This is a genomic window from Stenotrophomonas geniculata (assembly GCF_034508895.1).
Taxonomy (GTDB): Bacteria; Pseudomonadota; Gammaproteobacteria; order Xanthomonadales; family Xanthomonadaceae; genus Stenotrophomonas; species Stenotrophomonas geniculata.
The window spans coordinates 1,733,940-1,755,044 of record NZ_CP140571.1; the positions used below are offsets into that span (position 1 = coordinate 1,733,940).

A 21,105-nucleotide genomic window follows, 5' to 3' on the forward strand; every position below is an offset into this window, starting at 1 on the left:
CGCTGCCCGGCGCGATCAATCGCCCAGATCGGCCAGCACTTTGCGCGAGGGCGCGAAGAAGGTCACGCCGGTGGTGGCGGTGGAGAAATCGAGGATGCGGTCGTGCAGCGGCGCGGGATTGCCGATGAACATGCGCTCGAGCATCTTCTCGATCACCCACAGGCGGCGGGTGTAACCAATGAAATAGGTGCCGTACTCGCCACGGCCCGGGTTGGCGAACGGCATGTTGTCGCGCAGGATCTCGTGCTCGCCGTCGGCGTCTTCAATGGTGCACAGGGTCTTGTGCGACTTCTGTGCATCGGCCGGCGCATCATCCAGCTCGATGTTGTCGTGCTTGGTGCGGCCGATGATCGCTTCCTGCGCCTCGGTCTTCTGTGCGCGCCAGGCATCAAGGTTGTGCAGGTACTTCTGCACCACCACATAGCTGCCACCGGCATGTTCGGGATCTTCTTCGCCCACGATGGTGGCTTCCGGCAGCGACAGCCCTTCCGGATTGGCGGTGCCATCGACGAAATCGAGCAGATCGCGGCCATCGAAATAACGGAAGCCGGCCACGTCATCGACCGTCTCCACCGCATCGCCGAAGGCCATCAGCAGGTTGCGCTCGAACGCCACGATCAGGTCCATGGTGCGTGCGCGGATGTGATACAGCAGGTCGCCGGGCGTGGACACGGCGGTGTGGGTCGCGCCCTTGATCTCGCGGAACGGCTGCAGCTCATGCGGCGGCGTGGTGCCCACCAGCGGCTTCCACACGCGGTGACCAATGGCCACGTTGCAGGTGAAGGTGCGCTCGATCTCGCGGATGGCGGTGTTCTTGATCAGGTCATCGGTGCTGGCCAGGACCTCGCGTGCCTTCGCGATCGACGCCTCGTCGTCCTTCACCTTCAGCACCAGGAACGCCGCCGAATGGGTCAGTGGCGCAGTGATCTGCTGCGGCTCGTTGTCGAGCGTGTGGTTGAGGGCGGTGATCGGTGCGGGCTGGGAGTTCACGGCGGTTCCTGCTGGCTTGAGGCGGGCGCATCGCGTGTGGCGATGTGCGGGCGATCATAGCGGAACCGACTGACCGGGGACGGAGCGGTTCTCGTTCCGTCCACCAGCGGAGGTACGAAGACCTCAATCCACGTCACTCCAGACCGCCAACTCGTAGCCATCCAGATCGCGGAACTGGAAGCGGCGGCCACCAGGGAACGCGAACACCGCCTGCACCACCTCGCCCCCAGCGGCAGTCACACGCTGCTGTGCATCGGCCAGGTCCGCGCAGTAGAGGATCACCAGCGGCCCGCCGTGGGCACGCACCGGCGCGTCGGCCACGAAGCCGCCTTTCAGGCGGCCATCGTCGAACTCGGTGTAGGCCGGCCCGTAGTCGGTGAAGTGCCAACCGAACACCTCGCCGTAGAAACGTTTGCTGCGGGCGATGTCGGCGACGTTGAATTCGATGTTGTCGATGCGGCGTTCGGCATCGTGGGGTGCGACGTGGCTCATGGCGTGGCTCCGTGGTGGGAGCCCCAGCTTCAATCAGCGCGATATCGAGGTCTTGAACGAAACGGCCATCATTGGCCCCACTCCAGACGCAGTTCGCGTGCGGTCATGCCACTCAGCTCACGGGCCTCGCGACTGAGATGGGCCTGGTCGGCATAGCCGGCCTCGGCGGCCAGCATCGCCAGCGAGTGCTGCGGCAGCGCGCGGCTGTGGCGAAGAAAACGTTGCAGGCGCAGGATCCGCTCCAGCGTCTTGGTGCCGTAGCCGAACTGCGACTGGCTGAAGCGCCGCAGGCTGCGCGGACTCAGGCTCAGGCGTGCCGCCAGCGTGTCCAGCGTGGCGTCACCAATGGCGAGCGCCTGGAACAGGGCATGTGCACGCTGCGCCGGGGTATCGAGCGCGGACGCACCCATATGCTGTTGCAGGCAGTGCGCCATCCGCTGCAGGCGCTGTGCAGGCGCGGTGTCACCAATGGAGGCCGCCGCCTTGCTCGCCCACGCGCCCTTCAGATCGGCCAGTGGCACGGCCTGGCCGATGATCTCGGCCAGGGGCAGGCCCAGCGCGGCCAATGCCTGGCCGGGACGAAAGCGTGCCCCCAGCACCTGCGCACCGGGTGCCAGCGCCGGGTGCGCGGCCACGCGGTCCGGGCCGACCACGAACAACCCACCGTCGCGCCAGAGGATATCCACGCAGCCATCGGGCAGTACGGTGATGTGCCCATCGGCATCGGCAGGAAGCTGGCTCTGCCACAGCTGGCCAAAGTGGCCGCGCAGCGGCGCAGGCGCCGGATGCTCCTGGTAGGCCGTGCCAGTACCTGCGAGGGGGGAAGAGTCGCCCATGCCGCATTGTCGCGCTACAGGGCCCATAAAAGTGAAGCCCGGCGCGAGGCCGGGCTTCGGTTGGCGTGTGGGAGAGAGAGAGTCACACGCCAGCACAACACGCACTAACGACAGGCGTTTGTTACCAGGTGAAGCGCGGGCCCACGAACCACTCGCGGTCGCCGGCCTTGGCCAGCTTCACTTCGCCGCTCAGGCCCCAGTTCTGGTTGAACTTGGCGGTGGCGCCGACACGGCCGTAGAACTCGCCGTCCGGGTTGTAACCGTGCTTCTTGCTGAAATCTTCGTAGCCGGCCATCACGTAGCCTTCCACGTACGGGTTGAACGCGGTGCGCACGCCCACTTCAGTGGAGTAGCCGTTGAAGTCCAGGCCGCGCTTCTCGTCGTACTTCTGGTACGCAACACGGGCCACCAGATCGGTGTTCGGTGCGATGCCGTAGTTGTAGCCGACACCCAGGCGCCACTGATCGACGTCATTCTTGAACTTGTCGGTTTCCTGGGCGCTGTAGTCGCCAAAGACGTGGAAGTTCGGGTGCACCGCAACGGAACCCTTCACCTTCCAGCCATCGGCGTCGCCGCCCTTGGCATCGGTGTTCACGTAGCCGCCTTCAACGTAGTTGTACGACAGGCCATCGGTTGCCGATGCAGCGAACGGCAGAGCAGCCAGAAGACCCAGGGCAAGCAGCGAATTCTTGTTCATCGGGACACACCTTTAATTATTTTGGTTTCGTCGACCGCCTCCCGGGAGGGGGAGAGAAAGGAGGCGGTCGACAGGTGTGAATTATCCGTTAGGGGGTCTAATCAACCCTGAATATTGAACTGACTGGTGTGTAAATAAGGCTGGCGTTCAGGGAACTCTGCATGGCACCGCTGCCGGCTTCTTATACGCACCACGCTCGATGCTTGATGTGGGCACTGATCCTGATCGCCTCGCCGGTCGCGCTGCTGCAGGCACAGGCGGCTGAGCGCATCGTTTCTGCCGGGCACATCGTCGTGCAGACAGACGATGTCACGCGCTTCTTCAAGGTGATGGACGCCAACCAAGGGCGCCCAAGCGCCGATGAACTGCAACACGGCTATCTGGATGCGGGTACGGATGCCCTGCGCAGCTTCACCGACAGCCGTATCGGCTCGATGGAGCGGCTGGCCAGTGCCATCCAGGACAAGCCGGCATTGTTTGCGAAAGCGAGAACCTGCGCGACCGCATTGCCATCGATCCGCACGCGCGTCGCCGCTGCCGTCGATCAGCTGGGCGCCTTGTTGCCGTCTGCGCGCTTTCCCCCGGTCACCGTACTGGTGGGCCGCGGCAACAGTGGTGGCGTGATCACCGAAGCAGGCGTGGTCATCGGCCTGGAAGCGCTGTGCAACGCCGACTGGATGCAGGCCGATGTGAGTGATCGCTTCGTGCATCTGATCGCCCATGAGTATGTGCACGTGCAACAGCCTGGTGCACGTGTGGAGGTCGAGCAGCCCACCCTGCTCTATCAGACGCTGCTGGAAGGCGGCGCCGAGTACGTGGCCGAACGGATCTCCGGGCAACCGGCCAACGCGCATCTGCAGCGTTGGACGCAGGGTCGTGAGTGTGCGCTGGAGCGCGCGTTCCTGCAGGACAGCATGGGCACCGATCTTTCGAGGTGGCTGTACAACGGCCCCGGCGACGATGCGCGCCGTGGAGATCTCGGCTACTGGATCGGCTACCGCATTGCCCATGCCTACGTTGCGCGCGCGCCGGACACGCGCAACGCCATCGCCGAACTGCTGAATGTCCAGCCTGGAAACGCTGCAGCGCTGCTGGAAGCAAGTGGATGGCAACCTGCGTGCGGAGCAGGCGAAAGCGCGCAGGCGCAGATACCGTGATGCCGGCTTCATGCTGGTGAATGGGTGATATTGAACAGGCACAAGGCGCTTGGCCGGCGCAGATCAGCTCGCCTGATCCCGCTTGTTAAGGTTTGTTGATTTACAGGCCTTCACAGCCCATCCACGTACTCAAATTCCAGCTGAAAGCGCTTGGTAGCGACGGGAACAAACGCCGCTATATTCCAGCTTCCCCAGACGAAGGAGGGAGTGCAATGAACCTGAACCCGCAACACATGAAGACGGCCCGCGCACTTGCTGTAGCGCTCATCGCCACCGTCAGCCTTGGCGCCTGCGCCTCTTACAAGAACGAGTTTGCAACCATCAACTCGCGTCTCGATCAGCTCGACGTCAAGGTGCAGGGTGCTGCGCAGAGTGCGGAATCCGCCAACCAGTCCGCACAGCAGGCCAACCAGCGTCTGGACCAGATCGAAGGCCGCGTGCAGCAGCTTGAAAGGGCACCGGCCGGCCGCAAGCCGCGCGGGTAATCGCTCCCTCACTGCTTGAATTGATCCATCTCTGTATCGGGAACCAGTGGCCTTCGCCGGCCACTGGCGTCCTTCCACCCAAGACTGCATTGCAAGGAGCCGTCCCATTCGTACCTACTCCTCCCCTGCACGCCGCGCCCTCCATGCCGCACTGGCCATGGCACTGGTCGTTGCGTGCAGCGGCGTAGCCAACGCCAGGGACAAGGACGCACCTGCATCACCGGTAGCCGCCGTTGATGAACTTCCGGCTGACCAGAGCGTGTCCGAAACGGTGATCGAGCTGGCCGGCTGGGTCGTCGCCAGCAAGGACAACCAGGGCTATCCGTTCGCAGTCATGGACAAGGCGGCGGCGCAGGTTCTGATCTTCAGCGGCGACGGCAAGCTGCGTGGCGCGGCACCGGCGCTGTTCGGTTCGGCTATCGGCGATCATTCCGCACCCGGCGTCGCCAAGCTCGCACTGAGCGCGATTCCCGGCCACGACCGCACCACGCCGGCCGGCCGCTTCATCGGTGGCTACGGCCCCTCCGACGATGCCGGGCGCGTGCTGTGGGTGGATTACGATTCCGCGGTTTCAATGCACCCGCTGCCGCCGGGCAGCCCGAAGGAAAAGCGTGCCGAACGACTGGCATCGCCCACGCCGGACGACAACCGCGTCACCCACGGTTGCATCAATGTCTCGCCCGCGTTCTACGGGCAGATCGTGCAGCCCATGTTCGAGAAGGGCGGCGTGTTCTACATCCTGCCGGACAAGGATTCGATCGCGAAGACCTTCCCGGAGTTCGCGCAGAGCCGCGGGGATGCGAAGGACGAAGACGAGAAGGGCGCGCGGCGCGCAAGCAAGTAATACGCTCGTCGGCAGATTGGAATTCAGGAAGCCGCAGCCCCTGCAGCCCGCGCCAATGCTGCGGCATGCGCGTCGCCCTTCCGCTCGCTGTAGCGGTCCACCAGGTAGTCCGACCGCCCTCGCGTCAGCAGCGTGAACTTCACAAGCTCCTCCATCACATCCACCACGCGGTCGTAGTACGGCGAGGGCTTCATGCGCCCATCGTCATCGAATTCCTGCCAGGCCTTGGCCACCGATGACTGGTTGGGGATGGTCAGCATGCGCATCCACCGGCCGAGCACGCGTAGCGTATTGACGGTGTTGAACGACTGCGAGCCGCCGCTCACCTGCATCACCGCCAGCGTCCTGCCCTGCGTGGGCCGCACGCTGCCATCTTCCAGCGGCAACCAGTCGATCTGGTTCTTGAACACGCCGGTGACCGTGCCATGCCGCTCGGGGCTGACCCAGACCTGGCCTTCCGACCACTGCGACCACGCACGCAACCGCTGCACTTCAGGATGGCTCGTGTCCACGCTGTCGAGCATGGGCAGCGCATGCGGATCGAACATGCGGGTTTCGCACCCCAGATGGCGCAGCAATCGCTCGGCTTCCAGCGCCAGCTTGCGGCTGAACGACTGCGGCCGCAGCGAGCCGTAGAGCAGGAGGATGCGTGGCGGCCCCAGATCTGCCGCGGCGAGCTGGTGATGATTGGGCTGGGGCAATGACGATTCCACCAGATTGGGCAGGTCAGGGCTTGTGATTGGCTTATTCATTCGACTATTCTAGAAATATGGAAACGTCGAATGCAATCGCCGCCCTCACCGCCCTCGGCCATGCCACCCGCCTGGCTGCCTTCCGCCTGCTGGTGGAGGCTGGCCCGGCAGGGCGCATGGCAGGCGACATCGCCACGGCCCTGCGCGTGCCGCCGGCCACGCTCAGCTTCCACCTGAAGGAGCTGGTGCAGGCCGGGCTGGTGGAGAGCGAAAGCCAGGGCCGCCATGTCTGCTATCGGGCCAACTTCGATGCCATGAACGGCTTGATCGAGTACCTGACGCACAACTGCTGCGCGGGCTCGCCGGACGAGCGGTGCGCGGTGAGCGAACCGGCATGCAGGTGCTGAGATGAAGCCAGACCCCGTGATTCGTGCCGGCACACGCGACGACCTGTCCTCCATCCGAGACCTTCTGCAGCAGGCGCAGTTGCCCGTGGCCGATCTGGAAAGCAGCAAGGTCGTGTTTTTCGTCGCAGACCTCGACGGCGTCCCCGTGGGCGCCGTTGGATTGCAGGCTTTCGGCGCCTCGGCGCTGCTCCGCTCCCTGGTGGTGTCTGATGACCGACGCGGCACCGGCCTTGGACGCGCATTGCTGGCAACGGCCGAAGAGATGGCCCGCCGTATGCAGGTCAGGGAACTGGTGCTGCTGACAACATCGGCAGGCACGTGGTTCGCGCGGCACGGCTATGCCGGATGTGATCGCGCGCAGATAGCGGAGGCGATCCGCAGATCTGCCGAGTTCACTCGTCTCTGCCCGGCCAGCGCGCTTTGCATGTCCAAGCCACTCACTGACCATGGAAGCCACATGACCCGCAATGTCCTCTTCCTCTGTACCGGCAACAGCGCCCGCAGCGTGCTTGCTGAAGCCACCCTGCGCGCCTGGGGCGGCGATCGCTTCAGCGCATTCAGTGCGGGCAGCCAGCCCACTGGCCAGATCAACCCCTTCGCGCTGGCCCAGTTGCAGGCCGAAGGCATGCCGATCGATGGGCTGCACAGCAAATCGTGGGATGAGTTCGTGGACGCGGCCCCGATGGACCTGGTCATCACCGTATGCGATTCGGCGGCCGCCGAAGCTTGCCCAGTGGTGTTCGGTGACTTCATCCGCAGCCACTGGGGCCTGCCCGATCCGGCGGCCGTCGCGGGTAGCGATGCCGACAAGGCCGCAGCATTCGCGCAGGCCCATGCCATCGTGAAGCTGCGACTGCGTGCATTGCTCGCGCTGCCCGAATCGTTGTGGTCCGACCGCACGGCGCTGCAGCACGCGCTGGACCGGATCGGCCGGCTGCTGCCGACCGACGGCGCGCAGTGACGGTGCCACTGCCATGAGCCTGTTCGAGCGACACCTGACGCTGTGGGTTGTGCTGTGCATTGCGATGGGCACGCTGCTGGGCCATGTCCTGCCCGATGCCTTCGCGGTGCTGGCCTCCGCCGAAGTGGCCAAGGTCAACCTGCCGGTTGCACTGCTGATCTGGCTGATGATCATCCCGATGCTGCTGAAGGTCGACTTCACTGCGATGCGCCAGTTGCAGCAGCACTGGAAGGGCATCGGCGTAACGCTGTTCATCAACTGGGCGGTGAAGCCATTCTCGATGGCACTGCTGGGCTGGCTGTTCCTGCGCCACGCCTTCGCCGACTGGTTGCCCGCAGCACAGATCGACAGCTACATCGCCGGGCTGATCCTGCTGGCGGCCGCGCCCTGCACCGCCATGGTGTTCGTGTGGAGCAACCTGTGCCGTGGCGATGCCAACTTCACCCTGAGCCAGGTGGCGTTGAACGACGCGATCATGGTGGTTGCCTACGCGCCGGTGGTTGCACTGCTGCTGGGCCTGTCGGCGATCACCGTGCCGTGGGATACCCTGCTGCTGTCGGTGGGCCTCTACATCGCGGTGCCGGTGCTGGTGGCGGCGTTGCTGCGGCGCTGGATACTGATGCGTCGTGGCGAGGCGGCGTTGCAGCGGGTGCTTCGCCAGCTGGCGCCCGTCTCGCTGTGCGCGCTGCTGCTCACACTGGTCCTGCTGTTCGGCTTCCAGGGCCGACATATCGTGGAGCAGCCGCTGGTGATCGCACTGATTGCAGTGCCGATCCTGATCCAGGTCTATTTCACTTCCGGCCTGGCCTACCTGCTCAATCGTCGCCTGGGCGTGGCGCATTGCGTGGCCGGCCCTTCGGCGTTGATTGGTGCCAGCAATTTCTTCGAACTGGCGGTAGCCACCGCGGTGGGACTGTTCGGTGTGCATTCGGGGGCTGCGCTGGCGACGGTGGTGGGTGTACTGATCGAGGTGCCGGTCATGTTGTCTGTGGTGCGGATCGTGAACCGTACTCAAGCCTGGTACGAGAGACGCGAAGAGCACTGACACACCGGAGTGCGCCGAAGTCGATTTACGTTCTTTGCCCCGCACTGTCGTCATCGGCCTGGTGGAGTGCCCGTACGCCACGTCATCAACTTCGACCCATGTCGCATATTCCCCATGCCGCTACGGACGTTGCGGCGCCTGCGTCTGCGACGGCTTAACAGCATGCAAAAATGCCAAAAGCGTCTTTGATCCAGCGTTGAATGCAACTCTTCTGATTGGCGTTGCGCAGCGACGGCGGTACAGATGGTGGGCCGCCGGAAAATGGGTGGCCGGGCCTCGAAAACCCGTTAGATCACGAACGTTGTTTGCGCTTGCCAGCCGGCGTCACCCCGCGTGGCGCCGGCTGGCATTCCGTCTGCCGGCTATGGCGGGCGGAGCGTGGAGGCCTTGCGCCTGCCGGTCTTGTTCGTGATCTCCCGGTTTTCGAGCCACGTCTCCGCCCGCCACCTCTATGTGGCGGTTACCGTCTGTCCTGCACGGAGCCCTTGCCATGAGCACACCCGAATTCTCCCGCCTGCGCGCGCAGTACGTGCCCGCCAACGCGGACGCGCCCTCGGAAGCACTGCACCCGCACGATCCGCACGGTTTCATCGCCACGCTCGACCGCATCGGCAAGGGCGCGGCCGCCGACGGCCAGCCCTGGCCCGAACGTCATCAGATGCCAGGGCGCCGCATGGCGCTGGCCGACGCGGACTGTGCGTTGGCCGGGCTGCGCGTGGCGCTGGAAATGCTGCTGGCTGCCGAGCGCGTACGCCAGAACGGGCCCGAGGAGGAATACGTGGGCGACCGCGTGATGGAGGGCCTGATGATGGCCAGTCTGTCGCTGGCCGCACAGGTCAGCGCACGCATGCGGCCGGAAGGGTGATACGGGGAACAACGCTCACTGCAGCGCCGGGCACGGCCCGGCGCTGCAGAGCGCGCCACATCACTCGCAGAGCACGCTGTCTTCCTTCAACGCGGCATCCTGCAGTGGCTGGCGCTGTTCGATCTGCGCACGCTGTTCCGCCGTCGGCTCGCCCAGCCACCACACACGGCAGCGCGCGGTAAGACGGCCGACCAGCTTCGACTGATCGGGCGAGTACAACATCGCCAACGCGGTGCCGGGGCAATCGTGGGCCTGGCAGGCGGTGTAGAACCACCACGGCTCGCCCTGCAGCACCAGCAGCTCGCCAGGGCCACTGGGTCCGCTCAACAGGCGCTTGCGCAGCGACGGAATGTCCTTGTCGCTGGATTCGGCGTCCTGCGTGCCCTTCATCAGCGCATCGAACGCGGCCAGCACCTTCGGGTCCTTGCGGCCGCAGTCATCCACGGTGTTGCCGCCCACCAGAGTAAAGAAGTGGGTCGCCAGCGGATTGTCCGCGCAGGTGAGCTCGCCGCCGGCGGCCGGGTCTTCCGGTTCGCCTTCGTTGTCCCATACCGCGGGATCCACGCCGTCTTCGACGGAGGATTCCTTCTCGACCACGGTGGCCGTGGCGGCCGGTGCTTCGGTGGTCGGCGCTGGCGCCGCAGCAGGTGCAGTCCCGCCAGTCTTCTCCGGTGCCTGTCCGCAGGCTGCCAACAGCGCGGCCATCATCGCCATCCCTGTGATTCGCATCTTCATTCCGTGTCCTTGTCTGATCTGCGCTGCATCCGCCGAATCGGCGGCCGCGTGATTCTAACCAGCACCGCGCTAGGATGCGTTCGCAGCTTCCCGTCATCGTCTGGAGCCGGACGCATGCGCCGTACACCCCTCGCCATGATCTTCTGCAGTGCCCTGCTGCTGGCAACGCCGGCAATTTCCCACGATGCAGAAGGCACGACGTCTGCGCGCCTGCCCGATACCCCCCTGCCCGCACCGCTGGATCGCGTATTGCGCGACTACGAGCAGGCGTGGCGCACCGGTGATGCCAAGGCACTGGCTGCACTGTTCGCCGAAGATGGCTTTGTGCTGCAGAGCAACCAGCCGCCGGTGCGCGGCCGCAGCGCGATCGAGGCCGCGTATTCCGGCCAGGGCAGCAGTCCGTTGCGGCTGCGTGCGTTGGCGTATGCGGTGGAGGGGAATACGGGCTACATCATCGGTGCGTACAGCTACGGCAACAACGTGGGCGATACCGGCAAGTTCACGCTGACGCTGAAGCGTGAGGGGGATGGGCCGTGGGTGATCTTCTCGGACATGGACAACACCAACGCGCCGCCACGGGCAAGGTGATCGGGCGCGCGTGATGCCAAGCAAGCTTGGCACCCACCAAAGCCTGTCTCCGCTCCGGCACCCGAATGGGGTACTCCCTGATGAAAAACCCCGGCGCATGGCCGGGGTTTTTCGATTCACTTGAACAGCGTGTCCGGGTATTCCGGTTTCTGTTCCCGCGCCAGCAGTGCGCGCAGGCCTTCTTCCGGCGTCTGCTCGCCGTGCAGCACGGCGCGCACGCGGTCGGAAATCGGCAGGTCGATGCCATGGCGGCGTGCCTGTCGCATCACTTCGTCGGCGGTCTGCACCGACTCGACAACCTGGCCGATTTCGCGCACGGCATCCTGCAGCGTCTGGCCACGGCCCAGGGCCAGGCCCAGGCGGCGGTTGCGCGACAGGTCGCCGGTGCAGGTCAGCACCAGATCGCCCAGGCCAGCCAGGCCCATCAGCGTTTCCGGCTTGGCGCCGATGGCAGCGGCCAGGCGCAGCATCTCGTTGAGGCCACGCGTGATCAGGCCGGCACGGGCGTTCAGGCCCAGCTGCATGCCATCGGCCACGCCGGTGGCAACGGCCAGCACGTTCTTCATCGCACCGCCCAGCTCGGCACCGACCATGTCGTCGCCGGTGTAGGCGCGGAACGCTGGGCCATGCATCGCTTCGGCCACCGTCTGCGCGAACTCGGGCACGTCGCCGTGCACGGTGATCGCGGTCGGCAGGCCCTGGGTCACTTCCTTGGCGAACGACGGGCCGGTGACCACGGCCAGCGGCACGTCCTCACCCAGCACTTCGCGCGCTACTTCATGCAGGAAGCGGCCCGAACCGGGCTCGAAGCCCTTGGTGGCCCAGGCCACGCCGGCACCGGCCGGGCGCAGCGGCGCCAGCGCACGCACGGTTTCACCGAAGGCGTGCGACGGGGTCACCACCAGGATCCAGGCCGCGCCCTCCACCGCCGACGCCAGGTCGGTGGTGGCACGCAGGCTGTCCGGCAACGGGATGCCCGGCAGGTAACGCGGGTTCTCATGGCGCTGGTCGATGGCTTCGACCACGGCAGCGTCGCGCCCCCACAGCACGGTCGGGTGACCGTGCCGTGCGAGCAGGCTGGCCAGCGCGGTTCCCCAGGAACCGGCGCCAAGCACGGCGATCTTGTCAGCGGGAGTGCTCATCCGTGACGTCGCGGCAGGAATCAGGCGTTGCCAGCCGGCTCGGAGTCAGCCAGCGACGGTGCGTCGCCCTGCTCCTGGCGCTGGCGCAGGGTTTCTGCGTACAGGCCTTCGAAGTTGATCGGCTGCAGGAAGAACGGCGGGAAGCCGCCGGCCTGGATCAGGTCGCTGACCAGCTGGCGCACGTACGGGAACAGGATGTTCGGGCACTGGGTGCCGAGCAGCACGTCGATCGACTGCGGGTCCAGGCCGACCAGGCCGAACACGCCGGCCTGCTTCACTTCGGCCACGTAGGCGGTGCGCTCACCGGCCTGGCAGGTCAGGGTCACGGCCAGCACGACTTCGAAGGCGTTCTCACCCAGGCGCTGCACCTGCTGGTTCAGGTTCAGCTGCAGCTCCGGCTGCACCTGGTCATTGAAGATGGTCGGAGCGTTCGGCGACTCGAAGGAGACGTCCTTGACGTAGATCTTCTCGACGGTGAAAGCGGGGCCGGTGGCGGCATCGACCGGCGCAGCGGCGCCGTTGGTGATCTCTTCGGACATTTCCAGTAACTCCAATGAATGCAATGAAAACGATGGTCGAATTACTGCGATGGGGGCGGCATCAGGCCCATACAAGGCCGGATCCGCCACCTGCGGCAATCAGTTGCGGCCCTTGACCAGCGGCAGCTCGGCCTGCTGCCAGGCGGGAATGCCGCCGTCGAGCACGTAGACCTTCTCGAAACCGGCCTTCTTCAGCGCCTTGGCGGCGGTTTCCGAAGCGTTGCCGCTGCGGCACACCAGCACCACCGGCGACTGCTTGGCGTTGGCCACCAGCTTGTTGTCCGGGCCGAAGGCACTGGCCTGGGCGTTGCGGCTGCCGGCAATGTGGCCCTTCTCGAAGTCACCGCTGGCCGACAGGTCGACCACCACCGTGCCGCCCGCGTTCATCAGCTGGGTCAGTTCGGCGGGCTTGATGCCCTTGAAGCCCCGGAACAGGCGGCGGATCTCGGTGACGATGATGGCCACGGTCAGGCCGACCAGGGCCGCGGACAGCATCGGGTTTCGGCCTGCAAAGGCCAGCAACTCTTCGTAATTCACTCAGGTCACGGGTCGATTAAGCGGGCGCCGATTGTCGCACAAGCCGGACGCGGCCCGTCACTGCCCCTTCCACAGGTCCGGCAGGCCGGCCGTCTGCCACCAGCGCTTGGCCTCGGCATCCCAGCGCCAGCGCTCGACCACCACCACGGTGCGTTCGGCCTGGGTGTTCTGGTTGATCACCCCGATTTCGACCCGGCGCTCGACCAGGCCACCGTCCAGCGAGGCGCTGCTGCGCTCGCGGTAGGACGACACGCGCAGCTGCGCGTAGCGGTTGAGCTCGAACTCGGTGGGCGGCTTTTCCTTGCGCAGCTTGGGGTCCAGATAGCCGATCGCATCGTCCATGCTGCCCCAGCGGATGGTGGCGCCGTAGGCGATCTGGGTCTCTTCCAGCAGCTTGCGCTGCTTGCGGCTGAGGTCGTCGGCCGACGCCACGGCGCTGACCAGCAGCAGGGAACACATCAGGAACTGGATGAGGCGGCGCATCGGTGGTTTCCCCAGAACGTCAGCCTGCCATCCTACCCTTTGGCGAAGGCAACGAAGCGACCGCTGAACTCGGCGGCAGGCTTGCCATCGGCACCGGGCTGGGTGGCGATGATGCTGATGCGGGCCTTGCGGCGCTGCCGGAAGGTGTTCAGGAAAGCATCCCAGCCGATAACCTCGGCCGCTTCGGCATGGGCGTGCAGGTCTTCGTAGACCGGCGCCAGGTAGCGCAGGTTGCTGTCGGCCACGTAGACCTCGGCATCGTGGCCGGCCAGGCGCAGGCGCAGGCTGACCAGCGCCCAGCCAGACAGGGTCAGCACCGAGGCCAGGCTGCCACCGAAGGCGTTGCCCTTGTCGTTGACGTTGGCGGCCAGCGGCGCGGTGATGCGCAGCACGCCATCGGCATAGCCGTCGAGCTGGATCTGCATGGCGCGGACCGCCGGCATGCAGTCCAGCACGTCCTGCAGGGCGGCCAGCGAGGAAGTCAGAGCATCAACGGACATCGGAGCAGAGACCACGACAACGAAGGGCCCGCATAATGCAGGCAATGGCCGACCATACGATACCCACTGGCGCCGCCGGTTCCGAGCCGGGCTGGACCTTCATTTCGCTGCGGCCGCAGGGCCAGAATTCCGCGCTGCGCCGCGCCGTTGCTGGGCTGGGCGGGCATGTGGTGGCCCTGCCGCCCTGGCGTCTGCAGCGCCTGAACGGCACGCCAGTGGTGCGTCAGCTGCAACGCGCGCTGAACTGCGATCGGGTGGTGTTCACCAGCCCGGCCGCCGTTACTGCGGCCGCCACCCTGCTGCCACTGGCCGAGGCACAACGCAGCCCGTGGCTGACCGTGGGCGAAGGCACCGCGCGCGCGCTGCGGGCGCAGGGCGTCGCCGAGGTGCATGCACCGCAGCGGATGGACAGCGAGGGGCTGCTCGCGATGCCGGTGCTGGCCAACGTACAGGGCCTGTGCATCGGCCTGGTCACCGCCCCTGGCGGACGCGGCCTGATTGCCGCGCAACTGCAGGCGGCGGGCGCCACGATCGAACGCGCCGACGTCTACCAGCGCCGATTGCTGCGCCTGCCGCCCCGCACATTGGCTCGATTGGCGCATTCAGCGCAGCCGTGGGTGCTGGCGGTGAGCAGTGGCGAAGCGCTGCAGCATTTCTGGCAGCAGCTTCCGCCGGCATTGCAGCAACGCTTTCAGGCGCACGCCACCGTCGTCGTGGCCAGCGAACGGCTCGGCGAACAGGCGCACGCATTGGGGCTGCAACGCGTGGTGCGCGCGGCCGGGCCCACCACGGCACAACTGGTGGCCGCTGCACACGCCACGCTCACCGTCCCGGCAGCGACCTGAACAGGGACGTGGGTCACGCTTGCCGCTGTGGTCGGCAACAGTGATGCTGTGCACAACGCGGCCTGCCGGAACCTGACCGGCGACGTTGCCGACAAGGAAGCCCCATGAACGAGACTCCGCCCGTTTCCCCGCCCCGTCGACCTGTGCGCTGGCTGTTGCCGCTGGCCGGGGTGGTCGTGCTTGGCGTGGGCGGCTATGCCGGCTGGTACGTCTGGCAACAGCAACAGCACGAACAGGAAGCGCAGGCACAGACCACGGCCGTGCAGCTGCAGGGCCTGCAGGCGACGCTGGATGCATTGCGCCGCGACCAGCGCGCGACCAGCCAGCGCCTGCAGGATGCGGCGACCACCAACCGCGTGCTGCGCGACGAGATGCTGGGCCTTTCGCAGCGCAGTGCATTGCTGGAAGAGAACCTGGCCAAGCTGGCCGACAGCGCCAACCAGGGCCGCCAGGCGGTACAGCGCGATGAGGCCGAGCTGCTGTTGACCCAGGCGGCACAGCGACTGAACTACGCCGACGACGTGGAAGGCGCACGCCGCCTGTATGCACAGGCCGCCACCGCGTTGGCCGATCTGCCCGACAGCGACGGCCTGAATCTGCGCCAGGCCCTGGTGCAGGAGCGCGATGCACTGGATTCCCTTGGTGCCGGCCCGCGCGCGCAATCGCTGCAGCGCCTGGATAGCCTGGCCAAAGCCCTGCAGGGCCTGCCTTCGCAGGTAACAGGCGACAGCGCGCCCGGCGCCGGCAAGACCTGGTGGCAGGCCACGCTGGCCCCGTTCGTGGACATCAGCCCCAGCCGCCAGAACGGTCCGCTGACCGCCGCCGAACGCCGCAATGCAGACGATGCACTGCAACTGGAACTGACCCTGGCGCGCGCCGCGATCGAACGTGGCGACCGCACCGGCCGCGATACTGCGCTGGCACGCGTGGAGCATTGGGCGCAGCGGCGTTGGCCGGATTCACCGGCCCTGCGCGCGCAACGTGCTGAACTGAAGGCCTTGCGCGAGCTTCCGCTGCAGGCCAGCAACGCTGTTCTTGGCAGCACCCTGCAGCAGCTGCGTACCCAGACCGACCGGAGGTAATCCCACATGAAACCCCTGCAATCCCTGGTCGTGCTGTTGCTGGCCGTGGCCATCGGCGTGGTTGCCGCGCAATGGCTCGGCGCCGATGACCTCAACCGCTTCGGCGAAGTGACGCTGCGCTACGGCGGCTACGACTACCACAGCAACCTGCCCAAGGTGGCGCTGCTGTCGGTGATCGCGGTGCTGGTACTGTGGCTGCTGTGGAGCCTGATCGCTGCACCGTTCCGCGCCTGGGGCCGCTACCGCCGCAAGCAGGGCCGGGTGCGCCTGATCGACGGCCTGCAGGCCTATGAGCACGGCCAGTGGCAGCGTGCCGAGAAGCTGCTGGACGGCGCCGCCAAGGATCCGGAAGTGAGCGCGGTGGCGCTGGCCAACGCCGTGCGCAGTGCGCAGGCGCGTGCCGACGGCCCCGCCGGTGAAGCGCTGCTGCAGCGCCTGGGCGAAAGCGATGCCACCCTGCAGGCGCTGCTGCGCGCCGAACAGCTGCTGGCGCGCGATCTGCCGGTGGATGCGATCAACGCACTGGACGTGGCGGCGATCCAGCCGCTGCCGCCGCGCGGCCTGTGGCTGCGCACCGAAGCACTGGCACAGGCCGGCCGCGCCCACGAGGCGTACGGCCAGCTGGGTGCACTGCGCCAGAGCAAGGTGCTGCCGGCCGACGCGAACAGCGAACTGGAAGCACGCCTGGCCGCACAGGCGCTGCTGGAAGCGGCCGACGTCAACGCGCTGGCCGCGCAGTGGGAAGCCACGCCGAAGGCGCTGCGCCCCACCCCGGACGTGGTCGGCGCGTATGCCAGCCGCGCGGTTGCCCTGAACTGGGACGAGCCGGCGCTGCTGGCGCTGGAACAGGCCCTGGACCATCGCTGGGACGACGAACTGGTGGCGCTGTATGGCCGCCTGCCGGCCGAGCGTCTGGCCACGCGACAAGCCAACCTGGCGCGCTGGCGCAACGTGCACGACGAGTCGGCCGCGCTGCGCCTGGCACAGGGCCGCGTGGCCGTGGCCCAGCAGCAGTGGGATGCCGCCGAAACGTTCCTGCATGAGGCCATTGCGACCGGTGCCGGTGCGCCGGCGTGGGAAGCACTGGGTGAACTGTTCGCGCAACGTGGCGAGCACGCGCTGGCCGCGCAGTGCCTGGCCAATGCGCTGCGCCTGCAGCGCGGCGAGGACAGCGTGGAGCTGGTGCGCGCCATTGAAGCGCCTGCACGCGCCACGGTGGAAGAGCAGCCGATCGCAGTGCAGCCGCCGGTGTATGACGCCAACGAAGAGCGCGACGAATTCGGTAATCCGCGGTTGCCGTAAGCATGGCTGAGGTGTGCCGACCAACGGTCGGCACCCACCGGAGCCACCAACGAAAACGCCGCCCATTGGGCGGCGTTTTCATGTGTGGAACCCGGTAGTCGCCAACCTTGGTTGGCGTGCGGCCGCAACAATCAGCGTTCGACGATCGCCACCACGCCCATGCCGCCGGCGGTGCAGATCGACACCAGCGCGCGGCCGCCGCCGCGTTCGGCCAGCTGCTTGGCGGCCGTAGCAATCACGCGGGCACCGGTGGCAGCGAACGGGTGGCCGGTGGCCAGCGACGAACCCAGCAGGTTGATCTTGTCCGGGTCGATGCGGCCCATCGGTGCATCCAGGCCCAGGCGGTTGCGGCAGTAATCCTCGCTCTCCCACGCACGCAGGGTGCACAGCACCTGCGCGGCGAAGGCTTCGTGGATCTCGTAGATGTCGAAGTCCTGCAGGGTCAGGCCATTGCGCTTGAGCATCTCCGGCACAGCCACGGTCGGTGCCATCAGCAGGCCTTCACCATGCACGAAATCAACGGCCGAGACGTGGGCATCACGCAGGTACGCCTGCGGTTCGTGGCCGTGTGCGCGGGCCCATTCCTCGCTGGCCAGCAGCACCGCGGCAGCGCCATCGGTGAGCGGGGTGGAATTGGCTGCGGTCAGGGTGCCGCGGCCGGAGACCTTGTCGAAGGCCGGCTTCAGCGTGGCGAGCTTTTCCAGCGAGGTATCCGGGCGCAGGATGTTGTCGCGCTCGACGCCACGGAACGGTGCGATCAGGTCGTTGAAGAAGCCACGCTCATAGGCGGCAGCCAGCTTCTTGTGCGACGACACCGCCCACTCGTCCTGCGAATCGCGCGAGATGTTCCATTCCTTGGCCATGTCCTCGCAATGGTCACCCATGCTCTTGCCGGTGCGCGGCTCGGCCACGCCCGGGAACTCGGGCTTCAGTTCGGAGAACTTGAAGCCGGCGGTGAGCGCACGGATCTTGTCGCCGGTGCTCTTGGCACGGTTGGCGGCCAGCAGGCGCGCGCGCAGCTTCTTGCCGTAGACGATCGGCACGTCGGAGGTGGTGTCCGAACCACCGCCGATGCCGGATTCGATCTGGCCCAGCGCGATCTTGTTGGCGACGGTGATGATGCTGTCCAGCGAAGTACCGCAGGCGCGCTGCAGGGTGATGCCCGGGGTCAGCGGCGACAGGCCGGAGGACAGCGTGGCTTCGCGGCCCAGGTTCCAGTCGCTGGAGTGCTTGATCACCGCACCCATCGCCACTTCACCCAGCTGCTGGCCGTGCAGGCCGAAACGTTCGACCAGCGCGCCCAGCGTACGGACCGACATGCCGAGGTTGCCGACATCCGAATACGCGGTGTTCTGGCGGCAGAACGGAATGCGGACGCCACCGAGGATGGCGACGGGACGAGCGTTGGGCATGGAGATACCTGGCATGGATGAGGGTGTCTGCAACATGGCCTGCACGGCGGAGCAGGCATAATGGAGCCAAGTGTAGCTGCCGCCCTGTGATGGGCCAACCGTGGAACCATGAGCAAACCCGACCCCGCGATGAATGCCCTTGGCGTGCTGGCCCTGGAACTGGCCGGCGGCGAAATCCCCCGCCAGGCGGTACTCAGCGCCGAACAGGCCGGTGAACTGGCCGATCGCGTCGGCCGCGACCTGTCCAAGCTGGTGCCGCAGGTGGCCGAGCTGGACCTGGTGTTCGCCGCCGCCCATTTCGACCCGGCCGAAGTGCTGCGCCCGGGCTGGCCGATCCATCGCCGGCTGGAAGAACTGCAGATGCGTGCGCCGGGCCGCAACCAGGGCCCGCGCCTGCTGGCGTTCGGTACCGACGCCCAGGGTGACGTGCCGCTGCCGTTCCAGGCCGATGCCAGCCTGGTGGGTGGTGGCCTGCGTGTGGTGCCGTTCCTGCTGACCGGCAGTGACGTGGCCACCACCCATGCGGTGGCCGAGGCGCTGGAAGATACGCTGCTGGCCAACGGCATGGCCCATGCCGACACCGCGTTGATGGCGCAGAACACCTTTGGTGCCCGCATCGAGCACGCACGCTATTTCACCGTGAATGATCTGGCCGCGATGATGTCGATGCAGTACGACAACCAGGGCCTGGCCGCGCTGTGGCCGCTGATCGAGACGGCGATCATGGCCCCGGGCGAGGACGAGTGGCTCAATGCCGCGCCCGAGCCGCTGCTGCGCTATACCCATGGCGAGGCACGCATGGCGCTGTTCGACCCGGCCGGCTGGTGCGCGCACTACAACCACGGCAAGAACGACTGCGACCGCCTGAAGGGCATCTACGAGCAGTTCCTGATGCGTCAGCGGCAGATGGCCGCGGTGCTGGAAGCGCACGGCGTGCCGGTGCTGTTCGTGCACTGCGAGGCAGGGCAGGACGCGCGCGAGCTGCTGGCGCGCTGATCTGCGGATGCGCGCCGCCGGGCATGGCCCGGCGCTACCGTGCAATTGCGTTTCGCCGGGGCGCGACCGCCGTGCGTATTGCTGTAGAGCCGAGCCCATGCTCGGCTCAGGCCGCCGGAAGCACAGCCGAGCATGGGCTCGGCTCTACAGAAAGCGATGCAAAAGAAAAACGCCGGCTTGCACCGGCGTTTTCCGTTTCCAGCAAAAGCGCCCTTACGGGGCCTTCTGGATCACCGCACATGCCAGGCGCGCGCCGGCGTTGCCGGTCGGCTGGGTCTTGTAGTCGTCCGCGTCGGCGTGGACGATCAGGCCACGGCCGATGATGTCGAAGTCATCACCCTTGCCGATGTTGACGTTGCTCGACACCGGGCCGTCGATGGTGGCCACGCCCTTGTCGTCGGCCTTGATGTTGGGCATGTCGCCACCGTGGTGCGGATCAGCGGACACGCTGCCGTGATCCTGCTTGCCCGGGTTGAAGTGGCCACCGGCGCTCATGCCGTCCGGGGCGCTGCAGTCGCCCTTCTCGTGGATGTGGAAGCCGTGCTCGCTGCCCGGCTTCAGGCCGCTGATCTGGCCGGTCACGTGGACCTTGCCGTCAACCACCTTGAAGGTGACGCTGCCCTTGGTCTCGTTACCCTGGGTCGGTGCCAGTTCGGCGGTGGCGGTGGCATCGGTGGCCGCTGCAGCGGCCGGCGCCGGCGTTGCGGCCGGTTCGGTGGTGGCGCCGTCGGCCGGTGCGGCCGGCGGGGTTTCAGCCTGCGGCGCGGCCGGCTGCTGGTTGCAGGCCGCCAGGCCCAGTGCAGCAATGGCTGCGAACAGCGACGTGTGGATCAAACGCATGGAATCTCTCCCTGGATGATGCCTGCAGTGATCAGCGGACAACCCGGATCACGCCACAGGCGATGCGGACGCCGGCATTGCCGGCGGGCTGGCTGCGATAGTCGTCGGCGTTGGCATGCACGACCAGTGCACGTCCGGCGATATCGGTGGCGGCGCCTCCGCCAAGGGTAACGCCCTTGAGGTGGATATCGACGTTGGCGCGGCCCTGGGCGTCGGCACGCAGATTGTCCATGTCGCCCAGGTGGTGCTTGCCGGTGCCGGCGCGGCCATGCGCAGCGCCACCGGGATTGAAGTGATTGCCGGCACTGCTGGCATCCACCGCGCTGCAGTCGCCACGCTCATGGATGTGGAAGCCGGCCTGCTGCATCGGCTGCAGGCCACCGATCAGGCCGGTGATGTGGAGGCCACCGGGCTCCACCATCAGCGCGATGCGGCCACTGACGATACTGGCCGAGGCCGGCGAGAGATTGGCCTCGGCCTGTTTCGCGGCGCTGACCACGGTCGGTGGTGGCGGGGTGGGCTCGGCCTTCTTCGGCGCGCTGCCACAGGCAGACAGCAGCACGGCGGCGGACAACGGCAGGATGGCAAAGGACAGACGCATCGAAGACTCCTTGCAGGTGACACTACGGACGG

At 66.7% G+C, this 21,105-nt stretch carries 26 protein-coding genes and 1 pseudogene; 13 read left to right on the top strand and 14 right to left on the bottom strand.

The window, feature by feature from the left end; all coding sequences use genetic code 11:
- Positions 1 to 15: 15 nt before the first annotated feature.
- The 4 genes from RI032_RS08140 to RI032_RS08155 form a co-directional block, all read right to left on the bottom strand.
- Positions 16 to 990: a Dyp-type peroxidase gene (locus RI032_RS08140; protein ID WP_322548108.1), complete on the bottom strand. Its 975-nt coding sequence runs from the start codon at positions 988 to 990 to the stop codon at positions 16 to 18.
- Positions 991 to 1,113: 123 nt separating this feature from the next.
- Complete coding sequence (locus RI032_RS08145) at positions 1,114 to 1,482, bottom strand: VOC family protein (RefSeq protein ID WP_010487140.1); 369 nt, start codon at positions 1,480 to 1,482, stop codon at positions 1,114 to 1,116.
- A gap of 68 nt (positions 1,483 to 1,550) precedes the next feature.
- Positions 1,551 to 2,318: a helix-turn-helix transcriptional regulator gene (locus RI032_RS08150; RefSeq protein WP_322548109.1), complete on the bottom strand. Its 768-nt coding sequence runs from the start codon at positions 2,316 to 2,318 to the stop codon at positions 1,551 to 1,553.
- Between the two features lie 121 nt (positions 2,319 to 2,439).
- On the bottom strand, positions 2,440 to 3,015 hold the full coding sequence (locus tag RI032_RS08155; RefSeq protein WP_004134798.1) for an OmpO family porin: 576 nt from the start codon (positions 3,013 to 3,015) through the stop codon (positions 2,440 to 2,442).
- Positions 3,016 to 3,221: 206 nt separating this feature from the next.
- On the opposite strand from RI032_RS08155, the gene RI032_RS08160 reads away from it, so the two are divergent.
- From RI032_RS08160 to RI032_RS08170, 3 genes are all read left to right on the top strand, one after another.
- Positions 3,222 to 4,172, top strand: a complete 951-nt coding sequence (locus RI032_RS08160) for a DUF2268 domain-containing putative Zn-dependent protease (protein WP_322548110.1) — start codon at positions 3,222 to 3,224, stop codon at positions 4,170 to 4,172.
- A gap of 212 nt (positions 4,173 to 4,384) precedes the next feature.
- Positions 4,385 to 4,657 (top strand): hypothetical protein, encoded by a 273-nt coding sequence (locus tag RI032_RS08165; RefSeq protein ID WP_010487149.1) that lies wholly within the window; start codon positions 4,385 to 4,387, stop codon positions 4,655 to 4,657.
- Positions 4,658 to 4,814: 157 nt separating this feature from the next.
- Positions 4,815 to 5,501 (top strand): L,D-transpeptidase family protein, encoded by a 687-nt coding sequence (locus RI032_RS08170; RefSeq protein ID WP_043034949.1) that lies wholly within the window; start codon positions 4,815 to 4,817, stop codon positions 5,499 to 5,501.
- A gap of 23 nt (positions 5,502 to 5,524) precedes the next feature.
- Here the strand turns inward: RI032_RS08170 and arsH are convergent, their stop codons facing one another.
- Positions 5,525 to 6,253: an arsenical resistance protein ArsH gene (gene arsH, locus RI032_RS08175; RefSeq protein WP_322548111.1), complete on the bottom strand. Its 729-nt coding sequence runs from the start codon at positions 6,251 to 6,253 to the stop codon at positions 5,525 to 5,527.
- Between the two features lie 17 nt (positions 6,254 to 6,270).
- Here arsH and RI032_RS08180 point away from each other — a divergent pair, with 17 nt between their 5' ends.
- The 5 genes and pseudogenes from RI032_RS08180 to RI032_RS08200 all read left to right on the top strand — a co-directional run bounded on the left by RI032_RS08180 (position 6,271) and on the right by RI032_RS08200 (position 9,471).
- Entirely contained in the window at positions 6,271 to 6,600 is a 330-nt protein-coding gene (locus tag RI032_RS08180) for an ArsR/SmtB family transcription factor (RefSeq protein WP_049454280.1), read from the top strand.
- Position 6,601: 1 nt separating this feature from the next.
- Positions 6,602 to 6,973 (top strand): annotated as a pseudogene (locus RI032_RS08185) (GNAT family N-acetyltransferase); the annotation flags it as partial.
- Positions 6,974 to 7,057: 84 nt separating this feature from the next.
- The gene (locus RI032_RS08190) at positions 7,058 to 7,561 is read left to right on the top strand and encodes an arsenate reductase ArsC (RefSeq protein WP_241883578.1); all 504 of its coding nucleotides are present in this window, start codon (positions 7,058 to 7,060) and stop codon (positions 7,559 to 7,561) included.
- A gap of 13 nt (positions 7,562 to 7,574) precedes the next feature.
- Positions 7,575 to 8,606 carry an ACR3 family arsenite efflux transporter gene (gene arsB, locus RI032_RS08195; RefSeq protein WP_322548112.1) on the top strand — a complete coding sequence of 344 codons (1,032 nt, stop codon included), beginning with the start codon at positions 7,575 to 7,577 and terminating at the stop codon, positions 8,604 to 8,606.
- 490 nt (positions 8,607 to 9,096) lie between these two features.
- The gene (locus tag RI032_RS08200) at positions 9,097 to 9,471 is read left to right on the top strand and encodes a hypothetical protein (RefSeq protein WP_322548113.1); all 375 of its coding nucleotides are present in this window, start codon (positions 9,097 to 9,099) and stop codon (positions 9,469 to 9,471) included.
- A gap of 60 nt (positions 9,472 to 9,531) precedes the next feature.
- Here the strand turns inward: RI032_RS08200 and RI032_RS08205 are convergent, their stop codons facing one another.
- The gene (locus RI032_RS08205) at positions 9,532 to 10,206 is read right to left on the bottom strand and encodes an Ivy family c-type lysozyme inhibitor (RefSeq protein ID WP_099559723.1); all 675 of its coding nucleotides are present in this window, start codon (positions 10,204 to 10,206) and stop codon (positions 9,532 to 9,534) included.
- 135 nt (positions 10,207 to 10,341) lie between these two features.
- On the opposite strand from RI032_RS08205, the gene RI032_RS08210 reads away from it, so the two are divergent.
- On the top strand, positions 10,342 to 10,794 hold the full coding sequence (locus RI032_RS08210; RefSeq protein WP_322548263.1) for a YybH family protein: 453 nt from the start codon (positions 10,342 to 10,344) through the stop codon (positions 10,792 to 10,794).
- A gap of 116 nt (positions 10,795 to 10,910) precedes the next feature.
- Here the strand turns inward: RI032_RS08210 and RI032_RS08215 are convergent, their stop codons facing one another.
- The 5 genes from RI032_RS08215 to RI032_RS08235 all read right to left on the bottom strand — a co-directional run bounded on the left by RI032_RS08215 (position 10,911) and on the right by RI032_RS08235 (position 13,995).
- Entirely contained in the window at positions 10,911 to 11,936 is a 1,026-nt protein-coding gene (locus RI032_RS08215) for an NAD(P)H-dependent glycerol-3-phosphate dehydrogenase (RefSeq protein WP_010487166.1), read from the bottom strand.
- Positions 11,937 to 11,956: 20 nt separating this feature from the next.
- A complete protein-coding gene (secB, locus tag RI032_RS08220) occupies positions 11,957 to 12,475 on the bottom strand; it encodes a protein-export chaperone SecB (RefSeq protein WP_004153553.1) in 519 nt (172 codons plus the stop codon).
- A gap of 99 nt (positions 12,476 to 12,574) precedes the next feature.
- The gene (locus RI032_RS08225) at positions 12,575 to 13,012 is read right to left on the bottom strand and encodes a rhodanese-like domain-containing protein (RefSeq protein WP_004153552.1); all 438 of its coding nucleotides are present in this window, start codon (positions 13,010 to 13,012) and stop codon (positions 12,575 to 12,577) included.
- 57 nt (positions 13,013 to 13,069) lie between these two features.
- The gene (locus RI032_RS08230) at positions 13,070 to 13,495 is read right to left on the bottom strand and encodes a hypothetical protein (protein ID WP_019338209.1); all 426 of its coding nucleotides are present in this window, start codon (positions 13,493 to 13,495) and stop codon (positions 13,070 to 13,072) included.
- A 32-nt stretch (positions 13,496 to 13,527) separates the two neighbouring features.
- Entirely contained in the window at positions 13,528 to 13,995 is a 468-nt protein-coding gene (locus tag RI032_RS08235; RefSeq protein WP_322548114.1) for a YiiD C-terminal domain-containing protein, read from the bottom strand.
- 35 nt (positions 13,996 to 14,030) lie between these two features.
- Here RI032_RS08235 and RI032_RS08240 point away from each other — a divergent pair, with 35 nt between their 5' ends.
- From RI032_RS08240 to RI032_RS08250, 3 genes are all read left to right on the top strand, one after another.
- A complete protein-coding gene (locus RI032_RS08240) occupies positions 14,031 to 14,840 on the top strand; it encodes a uroporphyrinogen-III synthase (RefSeq protein ID WP_235651259.1) in 810 nt (269 codons plus the stop codon).
- A gap of 104 nt (positions 14,841 to 14,944) precedes the next feature.
- Entirely contained in the window at positions 14,945 to 15,922 is a 978-nt protein-coding gene (locus tag RI032_RS08245) for a uroporphyrinogen-III C-methyltransferase (RefSeq protein ID WP_029380131.1), read from the top strand.
- 6 nt (positions 15,923 to 15,928) lie between these two features.
- Positions 15,929 to 17,224 (top strand): heme biosynthesis HemY N-terminal domain-containing protein, encoded by a 1,296-nt coding sequence (locus RI032_RS08250; protein WP_164193419.1) that lies wholly within the window; start codon positions 15,929 to 15,931, stop codon positions 17,222 to 17,224.
- 131 nt (positions 17,225 to 17,355) lie between these two features.
- On the opposite strand, the gene RI032_RS08255 is transcribed toward RI032_RS08250, so the two are convergent.
- On the bottom strand, positions 17,356 to 18,651 hold the full coding sequence (locus RI032_RS08255; RefSeq protein WP_029550824.1) for an acetyl-CoA C-acetyltransferase: 1,296 nt from the start codon (positions 18,649 to 18,651) through the stop codon (positions 17,356 to 17,358).
- Between the two features lie 93 nt (positions 18,652 to 18,744).
- On the opposite strand from RI032_RS08255, the gene RI032_RS08260 reads away from it, so the two are divergent.
- Positions 18,745 to 19,632 (top strand): hypothetical protein, encoded by an 888-nt coding sequence (locus tag RI032_RS08260; protein ID WP_322548115.1) that lies wholly within the window; start codon positions 18,745 to 18,747, stop codon positions 19,630 to 19,632.
- Positions 19,633 to 19,845: 213 nt separating this feature from the next.
- Here the strand turns inward: RI032_RS08260 and RI032_RS08265 are convergent, their stop codons facing one another.
- Complete coding sequence (locus tag RI032_RS08265; protein WP_019336498.1) at positions 19,846 to 20,472, bottom strand: superoxide dismutase family protein; 627 nt, start codon at positions 20,470 to 20,472, stop codon at positions 19,846 to 19,848.
- A gap of 31 nt (positions 20,473 to 20,503) precedes the next feature.
- Entirely contained in the window at positions 20,504 to 21,073 is a 570-nt protein-coding gene (locus tag RI032_RS08270; protein WP_010487189.1) for a superoxide dismutase family protein, read from the bottom strand.
- Between the last annotated feature and the right edge of the window lie 32 nt (positions 21,074 to 21,105).

What these genes read in the sequence shown, in the direction of transcription:
- RI032_RS08265 (WP_019336498.1), bottom strand. Translation starts at nt 20,472, where the DNA reads ATGCGTTTGATCCACACGTCGCTGTTCGCAGCCATTGCTGCACTGGGC.
- RI032_RS08200 (WP_322548113.1), top strand. Translation starts at nt 9,097, where the DNA reads ATGAGCACACCCGAATTCTCCCGCCTGCGCGCGCAGTACGTGCCCGCC.
- RI032_RS08215 (WP_010487166.1), bottom strand. Translation starts at nt 11,936, where the DNA reads ATGAGCACTCCCGCTGACAAGATCGCCGTGCTTGGCGCCGGTTCCTGG.
- RI032_RS08160 (WP_322548110.1), top strand. Translation starts at nt 3,222, where the DNA reads ATGTGGGCACTGATCCTGATCGCCTCGCCGGTCGCGCTGCTGCAGGCA.
- secB (WP_004153553.1), bottom strand. Translation starts at nt 12,475, where the DNA reads ATGTCCGAAGAGATCACCAACGGCGCCGCTGCGCCGGTCGATGCCGCC.
- RI032_RS08235 (WP_322548114.1), bottom strand. Translation starts at nt 13,995, where the DNA reads ATGTCCGTTGATGCTCTGACTTCCTCGCTGGCCGCCCTGCAGGACGTG.
- RI032_RS08180 (WP_049454280.1), top strand. Translation starts at nt 6,271, where the DNA reads ATGGAAACGTCGAATGCAATCGCCGCCCTCACCGCCCTCGGCCATGCC.
- RI032_RS08255 (WP_029550824.1), bottom strand. Translation starts at nt 18,651, where the DNA reads ATGCCAGGTATCTCCATGCCCAACGCTCGTCCCGTCGCCATCCTCGGT.
- RI032_RS08190 (WP_241883578.1), top strand. Translation starts at nt 7,058, where the DNA reads ATGACCCGCAATGTCCTCTTCCTCTGTACCGGCAACAGCGCCCGCAGC.
- arsB (WP_322548112.1), top strand. Translation starts at nt 7,575, where the DNA reads ATGAGCCTGTTCGAGCGACACCTGACGCTGTGGGTTGTGCTGTGCATT.
- RI032_RS08165 (WP_010487149.1), top strand. Translation starts at nt 4,385, where the DNA reads ATGAACCTGAACCCGCAACACATGAAGACGGCCCGCGCACTTGCTGTA.
- RI032_RS08250 (WP_164193419.1), top strand. Translation starts at nt 15,929, where the DNA reads ATGAAACCCCTGCAATCCCTGGTCGTGCTGTTGCTGGCCGTGGCCATC.
- RI032_RS08205 (WP_099559723.1), bottom strand. Translation starts at nt 10,206, where the DNA reads ATGAAGATGCGAATCACAGGGATGGCGATGATGGCCGCGCTGTTGGCA.
- RI032_RS08230 (WP_019338209.1), bottom strand. Translation starts at nt 13,495, where the DNA reads ATGCGCCGCCTCATCCAGTTCCTGATGTGTTCCCTGCTGCTGGTCAGC.
- RI032_RS08260 (WP_322548115.1), top strand. Translation starts at nt 18,745, where the DNA reads ATGAGCAAACCCGACCCCGCGATGAATGCCCTTGGCGTGCTGGCCCTG.
- RI032_RS08270 (WP_010487189.1), bottom strand. Translation starts at nt 21,073, where the DNA reads ATGCGTCTGTCCTTTGCCATCCTGCCGTTGTCCGCCGCCGTGCTGCTG.
- RI032_RS08245 (WP_029380131.1), top strand. Translation starts at nt 14,945, where the DNA reads ATGAACGAGACTCCGCCCGTTTCCCCGCCCCGTCGACCTGTGCGCTGG.
- RI032_RS08145 (WP_010487140.1), bottom strand. Translation starts at nt 1,482, where the DNA reads ATGAGCCACGTCGCACCCCACGATGCCGAACGCCGCATCGACAACATC.
- RI032_RS08210 (WP_322548263.1), top strand. Translation starts at nt 10,342, where the DNA reads ATGATCTTCTGCAGTGCCCTGCTGCTGGCAACGCCGGCAATTTCCCAC.
- RI032_RS08240 (WP_235651259.1), top strand. Translation starts at nt 14,031, where the DNA reads ATGCAGGCAATGGCCGACCATACGATACCCACTGGCGCCGCCGGTTCC.
- arsH (WP_322548111.1), bottom strand. Translation starts at nt 6,253, where the DNA reads ATGAATAAGCCAATCACAAGCCCTGACCTGCCCAATCTGGTGGAATCG.
- RI032_RS08150 (WP_322548109.1), bottom strand. Translation starts at nt 2,318, where the DNA reads ATGGGCGACTCTTCCCCCCTCGCAGGTACTGGCACGGCCTACCAGGAG.
- RI032_RS08155 (WP_004134798.1), bottom strand. Translation starts at nt 3,015, where the DNA reads ATGAACAAGAATTCGCTGCTTGCCCTGGGTCTTCTGGCTGCTCTGCCG.
- RI032_RS08170 (WP_043034949.1), top strand. Translation starts at nt 4,815, where the DNA reads ATGGCACTGGTCGTTGCGTGCAGCGGCGTAGCCAACGCCAGGGACAAG.